This is a genomic window from Mycobacterium sp. SMC-15 (assembly GCF_045310925.1).
Lineage (GTDB): Bacteria > Actinomycetota > Actinomycetes > Mycobacteriales > Mycobacteriaceae > Mycobacterium.
This window is the reverse complement of sequence record NZ_JBJIAJ010000004.1, coordinates 75,938-91,465: the sequence shown is the minus strand read 5'-3', so window position 1 is coordinate 91,465 and position 15,528 is coordinate 75,938. Positions and strand designations below refer to the sequence as shown.

The following is a 15,528-nucleotide window of genomic DNA, read 5'->3' as shown; positions in this document are numbered from 1 at the left end:
GATAGTCCTGCGGCGCCGGATCCGCAGATCTCGCTATCCGCGCATGGGGCCGAGCAGGATCAGCAGCCGAACGAGTTCGGCCTGGCGATGAATGCCGGTCTTGTCGAAGATGTGCCTCAGGTGGGTCTTCACGGTGGTCAGCGACACCGACAGCTCTTCGGCGATCGGGGTCAGCCCCTCGCCTCGCATCACCAAGAGGGCCACCTCTGCTTCGGCTTTCGTCAGTCCGTACAGGCGTCGCAGCAGTATCGCGGGTGGTTCCGGCTGTCGTTCGGGGTCGACGATGATCACCATGGCCCGTCCGGAGCGCAGTGTCGCAAAGGAATTCGCTTCGACCGGTAGGACATGAACGATGTACGGGCGTCGCCCGGAGGGGCGTGCGCACAGGAATGAACCGCCCCAGATCTCCTGGCTTTCGGCCTTGGACAGTCGGGCGATGCCGTGCTCCAACTCCGCGTCGGCGTGCGAGGACTCGGCTGTGATGCAGCCTCGTTCGATCCGCAAGCCGTCGTCGGAACCCAGAATGCGCTCCGCGGCACCATTGGCGTACACGCATCGCCGTCCTTCGACGATGACGACCCCGTGACGGACGGCCTCACTGGCCTCCGTGAGATCAGCATTGCGGCGATCCAGATCTTCAAGACGGTCCTGCAATCGGAGCGCTTGTTGCAGATGCGGAATCAGACGGTTCATCAACGCAAGATTCTCGGGATTGTCGAACCGCTCCGATTGCTTTGTGTTGGCGATGGCCAGACTGGTCATCGTCGTTCCGGAAGTGAGCCGAACGAATAGTCCGTCGTGTAGTCCATTCGGGCGAGCCCAGTCGATCTGAAACTCGCAATTTTGGTAGGGCCACATGAGTTCAGCGCCGGTCCGTACCACGCCCACCGGCCCGGTCTCCACCGCATAAAGGACGTGATCCAGCCGTTCGTAGTGCGCCGCGTAGGCCGCAGCCGCTGACGGCGGCATCTGCGCGTGCTTCAGCGTGCGCGAGACGTTGTCGGAGAGCACCAGCGACGCCGTATGCGCCGTGAAGGCGCCGGCGATGGCGGCCATGGCGAGATCCCATTCGTCGGGAGCCAGTACCGCGGAGTAAATACGAGAGATCAGTTGTGAGAATTCATCGATCGCGCTCATCGCGGGCCCTGAATCCATTGATAGGCCTGGACATTCCGCATGCTCCCGGTTGTGAAGGGATCGGAAGACGCTTGTCTTCTCGTCGCAAAAGTTTACGCGGATCTCGTCCATTGGGATGAGGCAATTTTGCGGCGATGGTGCTTGCCTTATGGATGCCGCCAATCAGCAAGCGTCGGCCGTGCAAGCCGCGCACTTGGCGCGTGAGATGTTCCGGCTCTTATGCGTGAAAGTGGGCCGGGCGCAAGAGAATACCTAAGAAAGGACCCGACAGATGTCCGAGCAGAACATCACGCTGGTGCGCAATGGCTACCAGGCGTTCGCCTCCGGCGACACCGAATCCCTGATGGCGCTCTTCGATGACGACATCGAATGGGTGCAGCCCGGCGAGAGTGCGATCAGCGGAACCTACCGCGGCAAAGGGGAACTCATGGAGTTCCTGATGCAGTTGGGGCAGAAGTCACCGACGATCACCCCCCAGCGCTTCCTGGCCGACGGGGAGACCGTCGTCGTCCTGAGCGAGGCGGCGATCGGCGGCGAACGGGGCCACAGTGCCGAGGTCTACACCCTGCGTAACGGCAAGACCGTGCGGGTGCAGGTGTACGGCGACACGGCCATGATGGAGCGCCAGTACGGCAGAAAGCCTGCTGCGGCGGTGGCCGACTGACCTAGCGGGGATCGCCAGCGCGGCGGAGCCGGGCGCAGCGGGTCGCCGCCATTGGCCCAGCGGCATCCGCGTGCGCACTCCGAGCGCACGTTCGGCGCGGTCACGTCCGGGGCTGCCAAGATGTCCGCATGACCGAATTATGGGTGGAACGAACCGGAACCCGCCGCTACACCGGACACAGTTCCAGGGGCGCGCAGGTGCTGGTCGGCAGTGAAGACGTCGCCGGCGTCTTCACCCCCGGAGAACTGCTGAAGATCGCGCTGGCCGCGTGCAGCGGAATGTCCAGTGACGCCCCACTGGCGCGCCGGCTCGGCGACGATTACCGGGCCACCATCGAGGTCTCCGGCCCGGCCGATCGGGAGCAGGAGCGCTATCCGCTGCTGGAAGAAGTCCTGAAGCTGGACCTGTCGGCTCTGGATGAAGTGGACAAACAGCGGCTGCTGACCGTCGTGTACCGCGCCGTCGACCAGGTCTGCACCGTGGGGCGCACCCTGAAATCCGGCACCGAGGTGCGCTTCGAGATCGACTCCGGTGACCGGTCCTGACGTCCGCCTGTCCGCCTGGGTGCACGGCCACGTCCAGGGCGTCGGCTTTCGGTGGTGGACACGGTCGCGGGCACTCGAGCTGGGCCTGACGGGCTACGCCGCCAATCGGCCCGGCGGCCGTGTTCATGTGGTAGCTCAGGGGCCCCGCGCGAACTGCCAGCGCCTGTTGGAGCTGCTGCAGGGTGGCACCACACCGGGGCGGGTGGACACCGTCGTCGCCGACTGGACGGACGCCAGGGACCCGATCGACGGATTCGCCGAACGCTAGCCCGGTAGTCTCACGTCCCGTGCATCTCAAGAGTTTGACGCTGAAGGGCTTCAAGTCCTTCGCCGCGCCGACGACTCTGCGCTTCGAACCGGGCATCACCGCGGTGGTCGGACCCAATGGTTCGGGCAAATCCAATGTGGTCGACGCGCTGGCCTGGGTGATGGGGGAGCACAGCGCCAAGACCCTGCGTGGCGGGAAGATGGAAGACGTCATCTTCGCCGGCACTTCCTCGCGCGCCCCGCTGGGTCGCGCCGAGGTCACCGTCACCATCGACAACTCCGACAACGCGCTGCCGATCGAGTACGCCGAGGTCTCGATCACCCGGCGGATGTTCCGTGACGGAGCCAGCGAGTACGAGATCAATGGTGCGAGCTGCCGGTTGATGGACGTCCAGGAGCTGCTCAGCGACTCCGGCATCGGCCGAGAGATGCACGTCATCGTCGGCCAGGGCCGGCTGGCGCAGATCCTGGAATCGCGGCCCGAAGATCGCCGGGCGTTCATCGAAGAGGCCGCCGGGGTGCTCAAGCACCGCAAGCGTAAAGAGAAGGCGGTCCGCAAGCTGGATGCGATGGCGGCCAACCTGGCCCGCCTGACCGACTTGACCACCGAGTTGCGCCGCCAGCTCAAACCGCTGGGCCGCCAGGCCGAAGTCGCACGGCGAGCGGCCACCATCCAGGCCGACCTGCGTGACGCCAAGCTGCGGCTGACCGCCGACGACCTGGTGTCGCGGCAAGCAGAGTTCGCCGGAACCACCGACGCCGAGGCGACGCTGCGCCGCGAACACGACCAGATCACCGAGCGTTTGGCGGTGGCCGCCGACGAACTGACCGCCCACGAGTCCGCGGTCGCCAGCTTGACCCAGCGCGCCGAGAGCGCCCAGCAGACCTGGTTCTCGCTCTCCGCGCTGGCCGAGCGGGTCAGCGCGACGGTGCGCATTGCCAGCGAACGCGCGCACCATCTCGACGAGGAGCCGATCACCACCGCCGGCGTCGACCCGGACGCACTGGAAGCCGAGGCCGAGCAGGTGGCCGCGGCCGAGCAGCAACTGCTGGCCGAGCTGGCCGAGGCCGGTATCCGGCTGGAGGCGGCACGCGCCGAGCTGGCCGAACGGGAGCGCCGCAGCACCGAGGCGGAGAAGGCGCATCTGGCCGCGGTCCGTGCCGAAGCCGACCGGCGGGAGGGCCTGGCCCGGCTGACCGGCCAGGTGGAGACGATCCGGGCGCGGGTCGAATCGATCGACACGCACGTCGGGCAGCTTTCGACGCGCATCGAGGAAGCCGCCGGGCGGGCCCAGGCCGCGCAGGCGGAGTTCGAAACGATTCAGGGTCGGGTCTCCGAGCTGGATCAGGGCGAGGTCGGTCTGGACGACCACCACGAGCGGACCGTGGCCACCCTGCAGCTGGCAGATGAGCGCGTCGCCGAACTTCAGGCGGCCGAGCGCGCCGCCGAGCGGCAGGTGGCTTCGCTGCACGCTCGCATCGAGGCCTTGTCGATGGGGCTGGAACGCCGGGACGGCGCCGCCTGGCTCGCGGCGAACCACAGCGGTCCCGGACTGTTCGGGTCGATCGCGAAGCTGGTCAAGGTGCGCTCGGGGTACGAGGCGGCGCTGGCCGCGGTGCTCGGGTCCGCGGCCGACGCGCTGGCCGCGGAGAATGCCGGCGCGGCCCGCTCGGCGCTACACGCGCTGAAGACCGCCGACGGCGGCCGGACCGCCATCGTGCTGGGGGACTGGCCGCTGCCAGCCACCGAACAGCGTGCGGTGCTGCCCGACGGAGCGCTCTGGGCAGTGGAGCTCATCGAGACCCCCGAGAAGTTGCGCGGCGCGATGACGGCCATGCTGTCGGCGGTGGCGGTGGTCGACGACCTGCCCAAGGCGCTGGACCTGGTGGCCGCGCGCCCCGGGGTGCGCGCGGTGACGCTAGACGGTGATCTGGTCGGTGCGGGCTGGGTCAGCGGCGGATCGGATCGCAAGCCGTCCACCCTGGAGATCAACAGCGAGATCGACAAGGCCCGTGCCGAACTGGCCGCCGCGGAGACACAGGCCGGCGAACTCGGTGCGGCTCTTTCCGGAGCGCTGGCCGAGCAGTCCGCGCGCCGAGACGCCACCGAGCAGGCACTGGCCGCGCTCAACGAGTCCGATGCCGCCATCGCCGCGACCCACGAGCAACTGGGCCGACTGGGGCAAGAAGCCCGCGCCGCCGAGGCCGAATGGCACCGCCGGCTGCGTGAGCGCGACGAGCTGGAGACCGGCCGAGCGCAGACCGTCACGGAGCTGGGCGAACTGGAGGCCCGGCTGCGCAACGCCGAAGAGGACCAGCCGACCGCGGCCGCCGAACCGGTGGATCGCCAGCAGATCGCGGCGGCAGCCGAGGCGGCGCGCAGCGTCGAGGTGGAGGCCAGGCTGGCGGTACGTACCGCCGAGGAACGCGCCAACGCGGTACGCGGTAAGGCGGACTCGCTGCGCCGGGCGGCAGCGGCCGAGCGCGAGGCGCGGGTGCGCGCCGAGCAGGCCCGCGCCGCACGCGCACGCGCGGCGACGACAGCGGCGGCGGTGGCCGACGCTGGCAGCTCGCTGGCCCGCCGTCTGCAACATGTGGTGACCGCGGCGGCGCGGATCCGCGATGGGCTGGCCAGTGAACGCCAGCAGCGAGCCGCCGCGATGGTCGCCGTCCGCGACGAGGTGAACGCCCAGAGCACCCGGCTCACCGCGCTCACCGAGTCACTGCACCGCGACGAAGTCGCCAAGGCGCAGGCCGCCTTGCGCATCGAACAACTCGAGCAGACCGTGCTCGAACAGTTCGGTATGAGCTCGGCAGACCTGATCGCCGAATACGGCCCGGACGTCGCGCTGCCACCGACCGAACTGGAGATGGCCGAGTACGAGCAGGCCCGGGACCGCGGTGAACTGGTGATGGCCCCCGCCCCGATGCCCTTCGACCGCGCCACCCAGGAGCGCCGGGCCAAACGCGCCGAACGCGAGCTGGCCGAACTGGGCCGGGTCAACCCGCTGGCGCTCGAGGAGTTCGCGGCGCTCGAGGAGCGCTACAACTTCCTGTCGACTCAGCTCGAGGACGTCAAGGCGGCCCGCAAAGACCTCCTCGATGTGGTCTCGGAGGTCGACGCGCGCATCCTGCAGGTCTTCACCGACGCCTACGCCGACGTGGAGCGCGAGTTCACCGAGGTGTTCGCGGCGCTTTTCCCCGGCGGCGAAGGCCGGCTGCTGCTGACCGATCCCGGCGACATGCTGACCACCGGCGTCGACGTCGAGGCTCGGCCGCCCGGCAAGAAGGTCAAGCGGCTCTCGCTGCTGTCCGGCGGGGAGAAGTCGCTGACCGCCATCGCCATGCTGGTGGCGATCTTCCGGGCCCGCCCGTCGCCGTTCTACATCATGGACGAGGTCGAGGCCGCGCTGGATGACACCAACCTGCGCCGGCTGCTGGCGCTGTTCGAGATGCTGCGGGCCCGCTCGCAGCTCATCGTCATCACCCACCAGAAGCCGACCATGGAAGTGGCCGACGCGCTCTACGGCGTGACCATGCAGGGCGACGGGATCACCGCAGTGATCTCCCAACGCATCCGGGGCGAAGAGCTCGTTTCCAGCCAGGCGTGAACCCGGCGGTTCAGCGAGGCTCGACGGAGGAGAGCCGAAGCTGGGACCGCCGCGTCAACCCCGCCTAAGTCCCTGCTGCCACAATGACGGTCGTGTCGTCTCAAACTCTCCTGATCGCCGCGGCGGTCGTTGTCGCGCTAATCCTGGTCGGTGCCTTGGTCTGGGGCCTGGTGCGGTATCGGCGAGGCCGGATCAACCTGTCCGCGCCGCAACGCGAGAGCCTGGACCGCTCCGGTGGCTACACCGCCTCCTCAGGCATCACCTTCAGCCGGACCGAGACGTCAGAGCCGCCCGCGCCTGTCATCGGCGACGACGCGACCGTTCCGCGTGACGCGCCCCGGCGCACCATCACCGACGTCGATCTGCCCGAAGCGCCGGCCGAAGTCCTTCCCGAAACCCAGGCAGCACCGGCGCCCGAGGCCGTCGAGCCGGACATCGAGCCGGTCGAAGGCCGGATGGAGCGGCTGCGCGGTCGGTTGGCCAAGTCGCAGAACGCATTGGGCCGCAGCATGCTCGGGCTGCTGGGCGGTGGAGACCTCGACGACGACTCCTGGCAGGACGTCGAGGACACCCTGCTGGTGGCCGACCTGGGTCCCGTCGTCACCGAATCGGTGGTGACGCAGCTGCGCGGCCGACTGGCCGGCGGCCAGGCGCGCACCGAAGCCGAGGCTCGTGCCGTGCTGCGCGACGTGCTCATCGGCGAACTGCAGCCCGGTCTGGAGCGCTCCATCCGGGCGTTGCCGCACGACGAGCACCCGTCGGTGCTGCTGGTGGTCGGGGTCAACGGCACCGGCAAGACCACCACCGTCGGCAAACTGGCCCGGGTGCTGGTGGCCGACGGCCGTCGCGTGGTGCTGGGGGCGGCCGACACGTTCCGGGCCGCCGCGGCCGACCAGCTGCAGACCTGGGCTGCGCGGGTGGGCGCGGAAGTGGTGCGGGGCGCCGAGGGCGCCGATCCGGCCTCGGTCGCGTTCGACGCGGTCGACAAGGGCGTGTCCGACGGTGTCGACGTGGTGGTCATCGACACCGCGGGACGGCTGCACACCAAGACCGGTCTGATGGACGAGCTCGGCAAGGTCAAGCGGGTGGTCGAGCGCCGGGCGGCCGTCGACGAGGTGCTGCTGGTCCTCGACGCCACTATCGGGCAGAACGGCCTGGCCCAAGCCCGGGTATTCGCCGACGTCGTCGACATCACCGGAGTGGTGCTGACCAAGCTGGATGGAACCGCCAAAGGCGGGATCGTCTTCCGGGTGCAGCAGGAGCTGGGTGTGCCGGTCAAGCTGGTGGGGCTCGGGGAGGGGCCCGATGACCTGGCGCCTTTCGAGCCGGGCGCCTTCGTCGACGCGCTGCTCGGCTGAGCGATCCGCTCTCCACCGTGACCGTCTTGTGACCTCGGGTCGGCCATAAGGTAATTTTTGCCTGTGATCCCCTCAGCGTTTGGCGCGGTCGCGCGCTGCTTCACCCCCCTCCTTGCCGTTGCGGCCCTGGCCGGCGCGGCCCCCGCCCAGGCCGACGGGGACAACCCACTGGGCGGCATGCCCTTCTATGTCGATCCCATCTCGAAGGCGATGCATGCCTCCAACGCGCAGCCGGACAGCGCCGAGCTGGCCCGCGTAGCCAACACCCCGCAGGCGTACTGGCTGGACCAGGCGTTCGGTGTGGGTTCTGTCGGCTCGACGGTGGCCCGGCACACCGGCGCGGCCGCGGCGGCCGGCGCCATGCCCGTGCTGGTGCTCTACGCCATCCCGCACCGTGACTGTGGCAGCTACGCCGCGGGCGGATTCTCCTCCGGTGCGTCCTACCGGGCCTGGATCGACAGCGTCGCCGACGGGATCGGCGGCAACCCGGCCGCGATCATCCTCGAGCCCGACGCGCTAGCGATGGCCGACTGCCTCTCCGGTGATGCGCGTCAGGAGCGCTTCGACCTGATCAGCTACGCCGTCGACACGCTGGGCCGCAACCCGGGCACGGCGGTCTATGTCGACGCCGGGCACTCGCGCTGGGTCAGCGCCGGAGAGATGGCCAACCGCCTCAACCAGGCCGGTGTGGGGCGCGCGCGGGGCTTTGCCCTGAACAGCACGAACTACTTCACCACCGAAGAGGAAACCGGTTACGGCGAAGAGATCTCGGGGATGACGGGCGGCGCGCACTACGTGATCGACACGTCGCGCAACGGCGCCGGCCCCGCGGAAGGCGACCCCTACGGCTGGTGCAACCCCAGCGGGCGAGCCCTGGGCACGCCGCCGACCGCCAACACCGCCGGGCAGCACGCCGACGCCTACCTGTGGGTCAAGCGGGTCGGGGAGTCCGACGGCAGCTGTGGTTCCGGCGAACCCGCGGCGGGGCACTTCGTCAGCGACTACGCCATCAACCTGGCGCGCAACGCGGGCTGACCGGGCCGGCCTAGCTGGCCTCCGGGGCAGCGTCGTGCCACCGCGCGAACACGTCGGGGTGGGCGCGTCTCTTGGCCTTCCACATGTTTTCGCCGTAGGTGCTGTGCAGCCGATTGTCGGCGTCGTGGCTGATCGGTCGGGTCTTGGCGGCAAGATCCGGGGGTAGTGCAAGGGTGGGAACGACGCCGTCCAGCGCCGGGCCGAAGAAGTAGGGGATCGAGATGCGTGCCGGGGCACCCGCCGGTGTCAGCACCCGATGCGGTGTGGCGCGAAGGTAGCCCTGGCTCGAGACTTCGAGCAGCTCGCCGATATTCACGATGAAGGCGCCGTCCAGCGGCGGGGCATCCAGCCATTCGCCGTCGAGCGATTGCACCTGCAATCCCGTCGAGTCGTTCGGCAGGTGCAGCAGCGTCATGACGCCCGGATCCTTATGCGCGCCAACTCCCTGGTCACCGCTGGAGTTGGCCGCCCGCCTCGGGTAGTGGATCAGCTTCATCAACGACGCGGGTTCGGTTCCGAAGGCGGAATCGAATATCTCTGCCGGCGAGCCCAGAGATTGTGCCCAGCGCCGCAACAACTCCCGTGCGACCCTGTTCATCTCCTGTTGGTAGCGCCCCACCAGGTCCGGCATCGCGGGGATCGCCGGCGGCCACTGATTGGGCCCGCGCAGCCACTGCGGACCGGCAGCGCCGTCGGTGACGTCGGCCTCGGGACCGAAGTCGATCTGCTCACGCCAGTCCACCGCACCATTGGTCAGCTCACCGCCGACTCTCGAGTAACCGCGAAAGTGGGGGCTGCGTGCGAGCTCGATCGCCAGCTTGTCCTGGTCGGGCAGGGCGAAGAATTCGCGTGCCGTCGTGTGCAGTTCAGCGACGAGCTCGGCCGAAACACCGTGGCCGACGAGGTAGAAGAATCCGGTGGTGTGGGTGACTTCCCGCAGCCGGATGCGTTCGCCGGAACTGCCGAGCAGCGCGAAGTTCACAACCGGCAGCATGACTGGATCTCCTTCACTTCAGCGTTTGGTCGCGATGAAGTAGTAATTCGACGGATCCTCGTCGATCTCGGCGCACTCGACGTCGGTGAAGCCGGCGTCGGCCAGCATCGACATAGCGAGTTGGCGGCCCCACATGGTGCCCAGGCCGGCACCGTTCAAGGCCAATGACACAGGCATGCAGTGCATCAGTGAGACCGTGTAGCGGTAGGTGTTCATGGGGGTGCCGATGTTGTCTTCCAGGCGGCTTGACGCCTTCGAATCGGCCATCAAGAAGACGCCACCCGGTCGCAAGGATCGATAGATGTTCTCCAACACCCGCGCGGGCTGCGCCTGATCGTGAATGGCGTCGAATGCGGTGACGAGGTCGTACGCCGATGCACGGTCGAACGTGGTCAGGTCGTGGCTCTCGAAGGTGGTATTGGCCAATCCCCGCTGAGTCGCTTCGCGCGTCGCGCGCGCGATGCCCTCGGTCGAGAAGTCAATGCCGGTGAACCGGCTGGTGCGAAACGCCTCGGCCATGACATTGACGGCGTGTCCGCTGCCGCAGCCGAAATCGGCCACGTCCGCGCCGTCGCGGAGCCGTTGCGGCAAGCCCTCGACGAGGGGCAGGACGACGTCGACCAGTGCCGTGTCGAAGACCTCGCCGCTGCGCTCTGCCATCACGGCATGGAAGCGGGGATAGTCGCTGTAGGGCAACCCACCGCCGTGCTGGAAGCAGCCCAACACCTTCTGCTCGACCTCGCCCATCAGCGCGATGTACTGCGCGACGCGCGCCAGGTTGGCGGCCCCGGCAGCACGGGTCAGCACTGCGGCATGGTGCTGCGGCAATCGATACGACTGGTTGACGGAGTCGTAGTCCAGCACGCCGGCCACCGTCGTGCCTCCCAACCACTCGCGAACGTAGCGTTCGTTGAGCCCGGCGCGGGTGGCGATCTCGGCGCTGGTCGCCGGTGCTGACAGGGTGGCCAGCGCGTCGAACAGTCCGCTTTGATGACCCAGGCTCAGGAGCAGCGCGAGGCTGGCGGCGTCCAGCGCCTCGGTCACGCGGTCAGCGAATGCCAGTTCCTGCGCGGTGGTTTCCGTTGGCTGATGCCCGCTCGCTGGTGTTGTCACACACTCCTCCAGATTCTCTGCGCCCAACTAGGATACTAGAAGTATCCTAGAGAGTCTTAGCCGATCGGGAGGTCCGCATGAGCGACGTGACGGTCAATTCCGCCCAACGTGCTCACGACCTGATCCGCGCGGGCATCCTCAGCGGTGAGTTCCCAGCCGGGGCCATGCTGAGCGAGTCGGCCCTGGCGGCGTCGATGTCGATGAGCCGTACGCCGGTGCGCGCGGCGCTGACGCGTCTACAGGACGAAGGACTGGTGCGGATCTATCCCAAGCGCGGTGCGCTGGTACGTGAATTGACCGTCGATGAGATCCGCGAGTCAGACCAGGTGCGGCACGCCTTTGAATGTGCCGGTGTGCAACTGGGCAATCCTGAAGCGCGGCGGCAACTGAGTGCGCGGCTGCAGGAAAACCTTGATGGACAAGACCAGGCGCTACGCCGGCGCGACTATCCCGGCTTTGCGGCCCTGGCGATGCAGTTTCATCGCGCTTTCGTGGAGCTCGCGAACAACTCCACGATGCTGGCGTTCTACGACCGGCTCCAAGATCGACAGCACCTCTCGATCGTGCGCAACTCGACAGTCCGCGGGCAACCCGATCTCGTGCTGGCCGAACATCGGAGCCTGCTCAGCGATGTCGAGGCCGGCGATTGGATGACCTTCTCCGGCCGGCTCCGCGAACACCAGTCGCACGGCAACGAATTCGGATAGTCGACGGATCCGCGGACTACAGTGACTGCATCGGCTGGAAGGGAGCATTCCCATGATCGAGCTACTGGCGGACATGCCCGAGGGAGTGACTGGAATTCGGGTGTCGGGGCGGCTTCGCGGCGACGAACTGCGTGAGATCAAGCCCTCGCTGCACGAGCTTCTGCAGGGCGGCGATGTTCGGATCGTCGAGGTCATCGACTCCGACTACGAGGGTTTCGGGCCCGGCGGGCTGGCCGAGGACATCAAGCTCGGACTGGGGGCCGTGCTGCCGCATCACGCCGCGTTCAAACGGATCGCGGTGGTGTCCGACAAGGAGTGGGTCGCCCACGTTCTGCATGCGCTCGAGTGGATGATCCCCGGCGAACTGGCAGTGTTCGGCCTCGACGACGTCGACCGTGCCAAGGAATGGGCCGCCGGCTGACCGACGGGTGGGCTCGGTATCGAGATCGTTCCTGCCGCGCCGCCTATGGTCAAGCGGTGACGATCAGCTATGACGAGGCGCTGCGGGAGCGGATCCGGGCACATCTGGACGGGCACGACCGCCGCGTCGTGACCGACCCGTCGAAGCGGCACGCGGCCGTCGCGGTGGTGATCGTGGACTCCGAAGTCGCCGAAGACCGGGTTGACCCCGCGCCTGTGGACGACTGGATCGCCGGTCGGCCAATGCCGGAGGCTGGTCTAGACGGCCGCATGGTCGATGTATCCGGGGGTGCTGCCTTCCTCTTGTGCCGCAGAGCCTCTCGTCTCACCTCGCATGCCGCTCAGTGGGCGCTGCCCGGTGGCCGCCTGGATCCCGGCGAAACCGCGGTCGACGCGGCCCTGCGCGAGTTGGACGAGGAGGTCGGCATCAGTTTGTCTGGCTCGGCTGTGCTCGGCTGTGCTCGGCGTGCTCGACGACTATCCGACTCGGTCCGGATACGTCATCACGCCGGTGGTGATCTGGGGCGGGGGACGGCTCGATCTCCGTCCCGAACCGGCCGAGGTGGTGGCGGTCTACCGCGTGGGGCTACATCAGCTGCAACGCGATGATTCGCCGCGTTTCGTCAGTATCCCGGAGAGCCCGCGTCCGGTCGTGCAGATCCCGTTGGGCAATGACCTCATCCACGCGCCGACCGGGGCGGTGCTGTTGCAAGTGCGATGGCTGTGCCTGGAGGGTCGAGGGGACCGGGTCGACGAGCTGGAACAACCGGTATTCGCCTGGAAATAGGTTCGGGCCCAGGCGTCGGGCCCTAGGCTGCGGTTCATGATCAAAGACCGTGCGGCCCTGGTCGCGGGCAGTATCCGGCTGGCGTCGGGTATCTCGTTTCTCGTCGATCCGCTTCGGGCGAATCGGTTGTGGGGAGAACCGGAAGATCCCGGGCCTTCCGCGCGCCTGCTGCTTCGTTCGATGGGATACCGGGACGCCCTGATCGGCGGGCTACTCCTGAACGGGGCGTTGCGCGGTCGCGACACGCGCGGCTGGTTCCTCGCATCCGGTGGTGCCGATGCGGCCGACCTGCTGGGCGGGATGAGCGTGCACGCCGATCTCAAGCGTGGGCAGCAGATCATTGGTCTCGGTGGAGCGGTGGTCGGCATCGGCGTCGGGCTCTGGGGTGCCACGCGCCGGCGCGCTACGGAACGCCCCTAGACCGTCGCCCGCTGAGATTGCGCCCAGGGCTGTACATTTCGCGGTATCCGCGACCCTGGACGCAATCTCAACCTCGGGTACGAAAACTACTTCGGGGGCATCCGGATGCCACCGTCCACGCGGACGACCTCGGCGTTCATGTAGGAGTTGGTGAGCAGCTCCACCACCATCGACGCCAGTTCTTCGGGCTTGCCGAGCCGGTGCGGGAACAACACGGACTCGCCGAGCTTGGCCTTGAAGGCCTCCGAGGCCTCGCCCTCGCCGTAGATCGGGGTGTCGATGAGGCCCGGGGCCACGGTGTTGACGCGGATGCCTGCCGCCGAGAGGTCACGGGCCACCGGCAGGGTCAGGCCCACGACGCCGCCCTTAGACGACGAGTAGGCGGCCTGGCCGATCTGGCCGTCGAAGGCCGCAACGCTGGTCATGTTGACGATCGCGCCACGCTCGCCGGTGTCGGTCAGTTCGTTGCGGCTCATCGCGGTGGCCGCGATCCGGATGCAGTCGAAGGTGCCGACCAGGTTGATGGCGAGCACCTTCTTGTACAGGTCCAGGTTGTGCGCCGACTCGAACTCGCCGTCCTTGCCGATGGTGCGCTGCGCCCAGCCGATACCAGCCGAGTTCACCAGCGCCCGCAGCGGGCCGAGGTCCGTCGCGGTGTTGACCGCGTCGATGATCTGTTCGGTGCTGGTCACGTCGACGGACACGAACACGCCGCCGATCTCGTGGGCCAGGGCCTCGCCCTTGTCCGCCTGCAGATCCGCGACGACGACCCGTGCGCCCCTGTCGGCCAACTGGCGGGCAGTGGCCGCGCCGATTCCTGATGCGCCACCGGTGACGATCGCGCTTGCTCCATTAATATCCACGAATGACACCTTACTTGGACGGTGTTCCGCGCTACGATTCGGGGAAGCCGAAAGGCCGATTTTTTATCATGCCCCAATAAGCGCAGTTATGTCAATCTGGCTGGCTTTCCACCGAACTACTGACTAAAACTGTTGCGGGTGATCTAATTTCGGGTGGGGTTCCGCGTTCCGCGGTGCGTTGAAGGGCATTTCAAGGGGTTTCCATGGCTGGTGTCGTCGCGATGACCGGTCCGCAGGGGGGGCGTTCGCTCCGCCGTGGTCGCGTAGTTCTCGCTGTCGTAAGCGTTCTCGTCGTCTTCGCCGGCATGGCGGGGCTTGCGACGGCATCGCCGTTGTCCGCCCGGTCGTCGGCCGCTGAGTCACAGGACGTAGCGCTGACCGCGGGCGACATCGCGTTCGTCATGGGCGGCAGCGGTATTCCGTTGCCGTCGCAGGGTTACGTCAATGCTGCCAACCTGCTGTATCTACAGCCGCATGGCTTCACTGGAACGGCGGACTCGCTGTTCACGCCCCAGCTGTACTTCCCGGGCAACATCTCGATGGTCCAGGGCGCCCAGATCCTCGCTGAGGCAATCAACAAGGAGATCGCCGCCGGCGGAGTGAACGCCGACAACCCGGTGTATGTGTTCGGCTACTCACAGAGTTCGGCAATGTCGTCGATGACGATGGAGCAACTCGAGCACGAGGGTGTCGCGCCCGAGGACGTTCATTTCGTGCTCGTGGGGAATTCCGCGAACCCGAACGGCGGGCTGCTCCAGTTGTTGAACTTCTGGGGCGGGAACCTTACTTTCTGGAACGGAATGACCCTCGGTCATCCGACGCCGGACTACTTCACCACCGATGTCTACACGATGGAATATGACGGGTACGCCGACTTTCCCCGTTATCCGCTGAACCTGATATCGTCGCTTAATGCCGTCATGGGCATGTTCTCTACCCATATCGGCTATTTCGGTGTCACCGCCGATGACATCGCCAACGCAATTCAGTTGGAAACCACCGGCGACGGTCTCACCAATTACTATGTGATCCCCGCGGATTCGCTGCCGCTGCTGGATCTGCTGCGGGTAAATCCCGTCTGGGGCAACCCCTTGGCCGACCTCTTGGAACCGAGCATGCGCATCCTGGTCAATCTGGGCTACGGCAGCTTGACGGAAGGCTGGAACCAGGGACCTGCCAACGAGCTCACGAACTTCAGCTTCGACCTGCTGCCGAGCAACATCAGCTGGGCCGAGGTCAACACCGCTTTGAGTGCCGCCTGGTCGGAAGGTGTTCAGGCGGCGTTTCGCGACTTGCAGGACCCGGCGAACTACGTTTGGGGCTCGTTTATGGAGCAGGAACCGTTCTCGACGCTGTGGAACGCAGCCCAACGCGTCTTTTTCGATATCCAGGACCCCACCCCGCTGTTCGGTGGCCTGTTCGGTGGTTCGGCGATGGCGACCGATCCAGGGGAGTCGCCGGATTTCCTGAACTCACTCGGGTCACTTGTTGACGGGAATCCCGATCTGTCGTGGATCGGCGAATTCCTCGGCCTGGACACGGTTACCGCCGCCTAAGTCAGCTTCGCGCCCGTCAACACGGGTTAGTCGTAGAAAGGTCAATCGCAA

The 15,528-nt window shown here is 67.1% G+C and carries 14 protein-coding genes and 1 pseudogene; 11 read left to right on the top strand and 4 right to left on the bottom strand.

Translation table 11 applies throughout. The features are described from left to right. Nucleotides 1-33: 33 nt before the first annotated feature. Nucleotides 34-1,137: a helix-turn-helix transcriptional regulator gene (locus ACJH71_RS07315; RefSeq protein WP_406757362.1), complete on the bottom strand. Its 1,104-nt coding sequence runs from the start codon at nucleotides 1,135-1,137 to the stop codon at nucleotides 34-36. Nucleotides 1,138-1,408: 271 nt separating this feature from the next. On the opposite strand from ACJH71_RS07315, the gene ACJH71_RS07310 reads away from it, so the two are divergent. The 6 genes from ACJH71_RS07310 to ACJH71_RS07285 all read left to right on the top strand — a co-directional run bounded on the left by ACJH71_RS07310 (nucleotide 1,409) and on the right by ACJH71_RS07285 (nucleotide 8,617). Beyond that, nucleotides 1,409-1,801 (top strand): nuclear transport factor 2 family protein, encoded by a 393-nt coding sequence (locus ACJH71_RS07310; RefSeq protein ID WP_406757361.1) that lies wholly within the window; start codon nucleotides 1,409-1,411, stop codon nucleotides 1,799-1,801. A gap of 128 nt (nucleotides 1,802-1,929) precedes the next feature. Next, on the top strand, nucleotides 1,930-2,346 hold the full coding sequence (locus ACJH71_RS07305; RefSeq protein WP_406757360.1) for an OsmC family protein: 417 nt from the start codon (nucleotides 1,930-1,932) through the stop codon (nucleotides 2,344-2,346). Continuing rightward, nucleotides 2,333-2,614, top strand: coding sequence for an acylphosphatase (locus ACJH71_RS07300; RefSeq protein WP_406757359.1), 282 nt, complete (start codon nucleotides 2,333-2,335; stop codon nucleotides 2,612-2,614). Before ACJH71_RS07305 ends, ACJH71_RS07300 begins: the two co-directional genes overlap by 14 nt. Before the next feature lie 19 nt (nucleotides 2,615-2,633). After that, complete coding sequence (smc, locus tag ACJH71_RS07295) at nucleotides 2,634-6,224, top strand: chromosome segregation protein SMC (RefSeq protein WP_406757358.1); 3,591 nt, start codon at nucleotides 2,634-2,636, stop codon at nucleotides 6,222-6,224. Nucleotides 6,225-6,316: 92 nt separating this feature from the next. Further along, complete coding sequence (gene ftsY, locus ACJH71_RS07290) at nucleotides 6,317-7,582, top strand: signal recognition particle-docking protein FtsY (protein WP_406757357.1); 1,266 nt, start codon at nucleotides 6,317-6,319, stop codon at nucleotides 7,580-7,582. 63 nt (nucleotides 7,583-7,645) lie between these two features. Further along, nucleotides 7,646-8,617: a glycoside hydrolase family 6 protein gene (locus ACJH71_RS07285; protein WP_406757356.1), complete on the top strand. Its 972-nt coding sequence runs from the start codon at nucleotides 7,646-7,648 to the stop codon at nucleotides 8,615-8,617. Between the two features lie 10 nt (nucleotides 8,618-8,627). On the opposite strand, the gene ACJH71_RS07280 is transcribed toward ACJH71_RS07285, so the two are convergent. Then, the gene (locus tag ACJH71_RS07280) at nucleotides 8,628-9,611 is read right to left on the bottom strand and encodes an isopenicillin N synthase family dioxygenase (protein WP_406757355.1); all 984 of its coding nucleotides are present in this window, start codon (nucleotides 9,609-9,611) and stop codon (nucleotides 8,628-8,630) included. Between the two features lie 18 nt (nucleotides 9,612-9,629). Further along, nucleotides 9,630-10,724: a class I SAM-dependent methyltransferase gene (locus ACJH71_RS07275; RefSeq protein WP_406757354.1), complete on the bottom strand. Its 1,095-nt coding sequence runs from the start codon at nucleotides 10,722-10,724 to the stop codon at nucleotides 9,630-9,632. Nucleotides 10,725-10,801: 77 nt separating this feature from the next. Here ACJH71_RS07275 and ACJH71_RS07270 point away from each other — a divergent pair, with 77 nt between their 5' ends. From ACJH71_RS07270 to ACJH71_RS07255, 4 genes and pseudogenes are all read left to right on the top strand, one after another. After that, nucleotides 10,802-11,431: a GntR family transcriptional regulator gene (locus ACJH71_RS07270; RefSeq protein WP_406757353.1), complete on the top strand. Its 630-nt coding sequence runs from the start codon at nucleotides 10,802-10,804 to the stop codon at nucleotides 11,429-11,431. 52 nt (nucleotides 11,432-11,483) lie between these two features. Then, nucleotides 11,484-11,852 carry an STAS/SEC14 domain-containing protein gene (locus ACJH71_RS07265; protein WP_406757352.1) on the top strand — a complete coding sequence of 123 codons (369 nt, stop codon included), beginning with the start codon at nucleotides 11,484-11,486 and terminating at the stop codon, nucleotides 11,850-11,852. Nucleotides 11,853-11,908: 56 nt separating this feature from the next. After that, nucleotides 11,909-12,638 (top strand): annotated as a pseudogene (locus ACJH71_RS07260) (NUDIX hydrolase). 36 nt (nucleotides 12,639-12,674) lie between these two features. Beyond that, nucleotides 12,675-13,058 (top strand): DUF4267 domain-containing protein, encoded by a 384-nt coding sequence (locus ACJH71_RS07255; RefSeq protein WP_406757351.1) that lies wholly within the window; start codon nucleotides 12,675-12,677, stop codon nucleotides 13,056-13,058. 86 nt (nucleotides 13,059-13,144) lie between these two features. Here ACJH71_RS07255 and ACJH71_RS07250 read toward each other — a convergent pair whose 3' ends face one another. Next, entirely contained in the window at nucleotides 13,145-13,921 is a 777-nt protein-coding gene (locus ACJH71_RS07250; RefSeq protein WP_406757350.1) for an SDR family NAD(P)-dependent oxidoreductase, read from the bottom strand. A 203-nt stretch (nucleotides 13,922-14,124) separates the two neighbouring features. Here ACJH71_RS07250 and ACJH71_RS07245 point away from each other — a divergent pair, with 203 nt between their 5' ends. Further along, nucleotides 14,125-15,477: a PE-PPE domain-containing protein gene (locus ACJH71_RS07245; protein WP_406757349.1), complete on the top strand. Its 1,353-nt coding sequence runs from the start codon at nucleotides 14,125-14,127 to the stop codon at nucleotides 15,475-15,477. The last annotated feature ends 51 nt before the right edge of the window (nucleotides 15,478-15,528 follow it).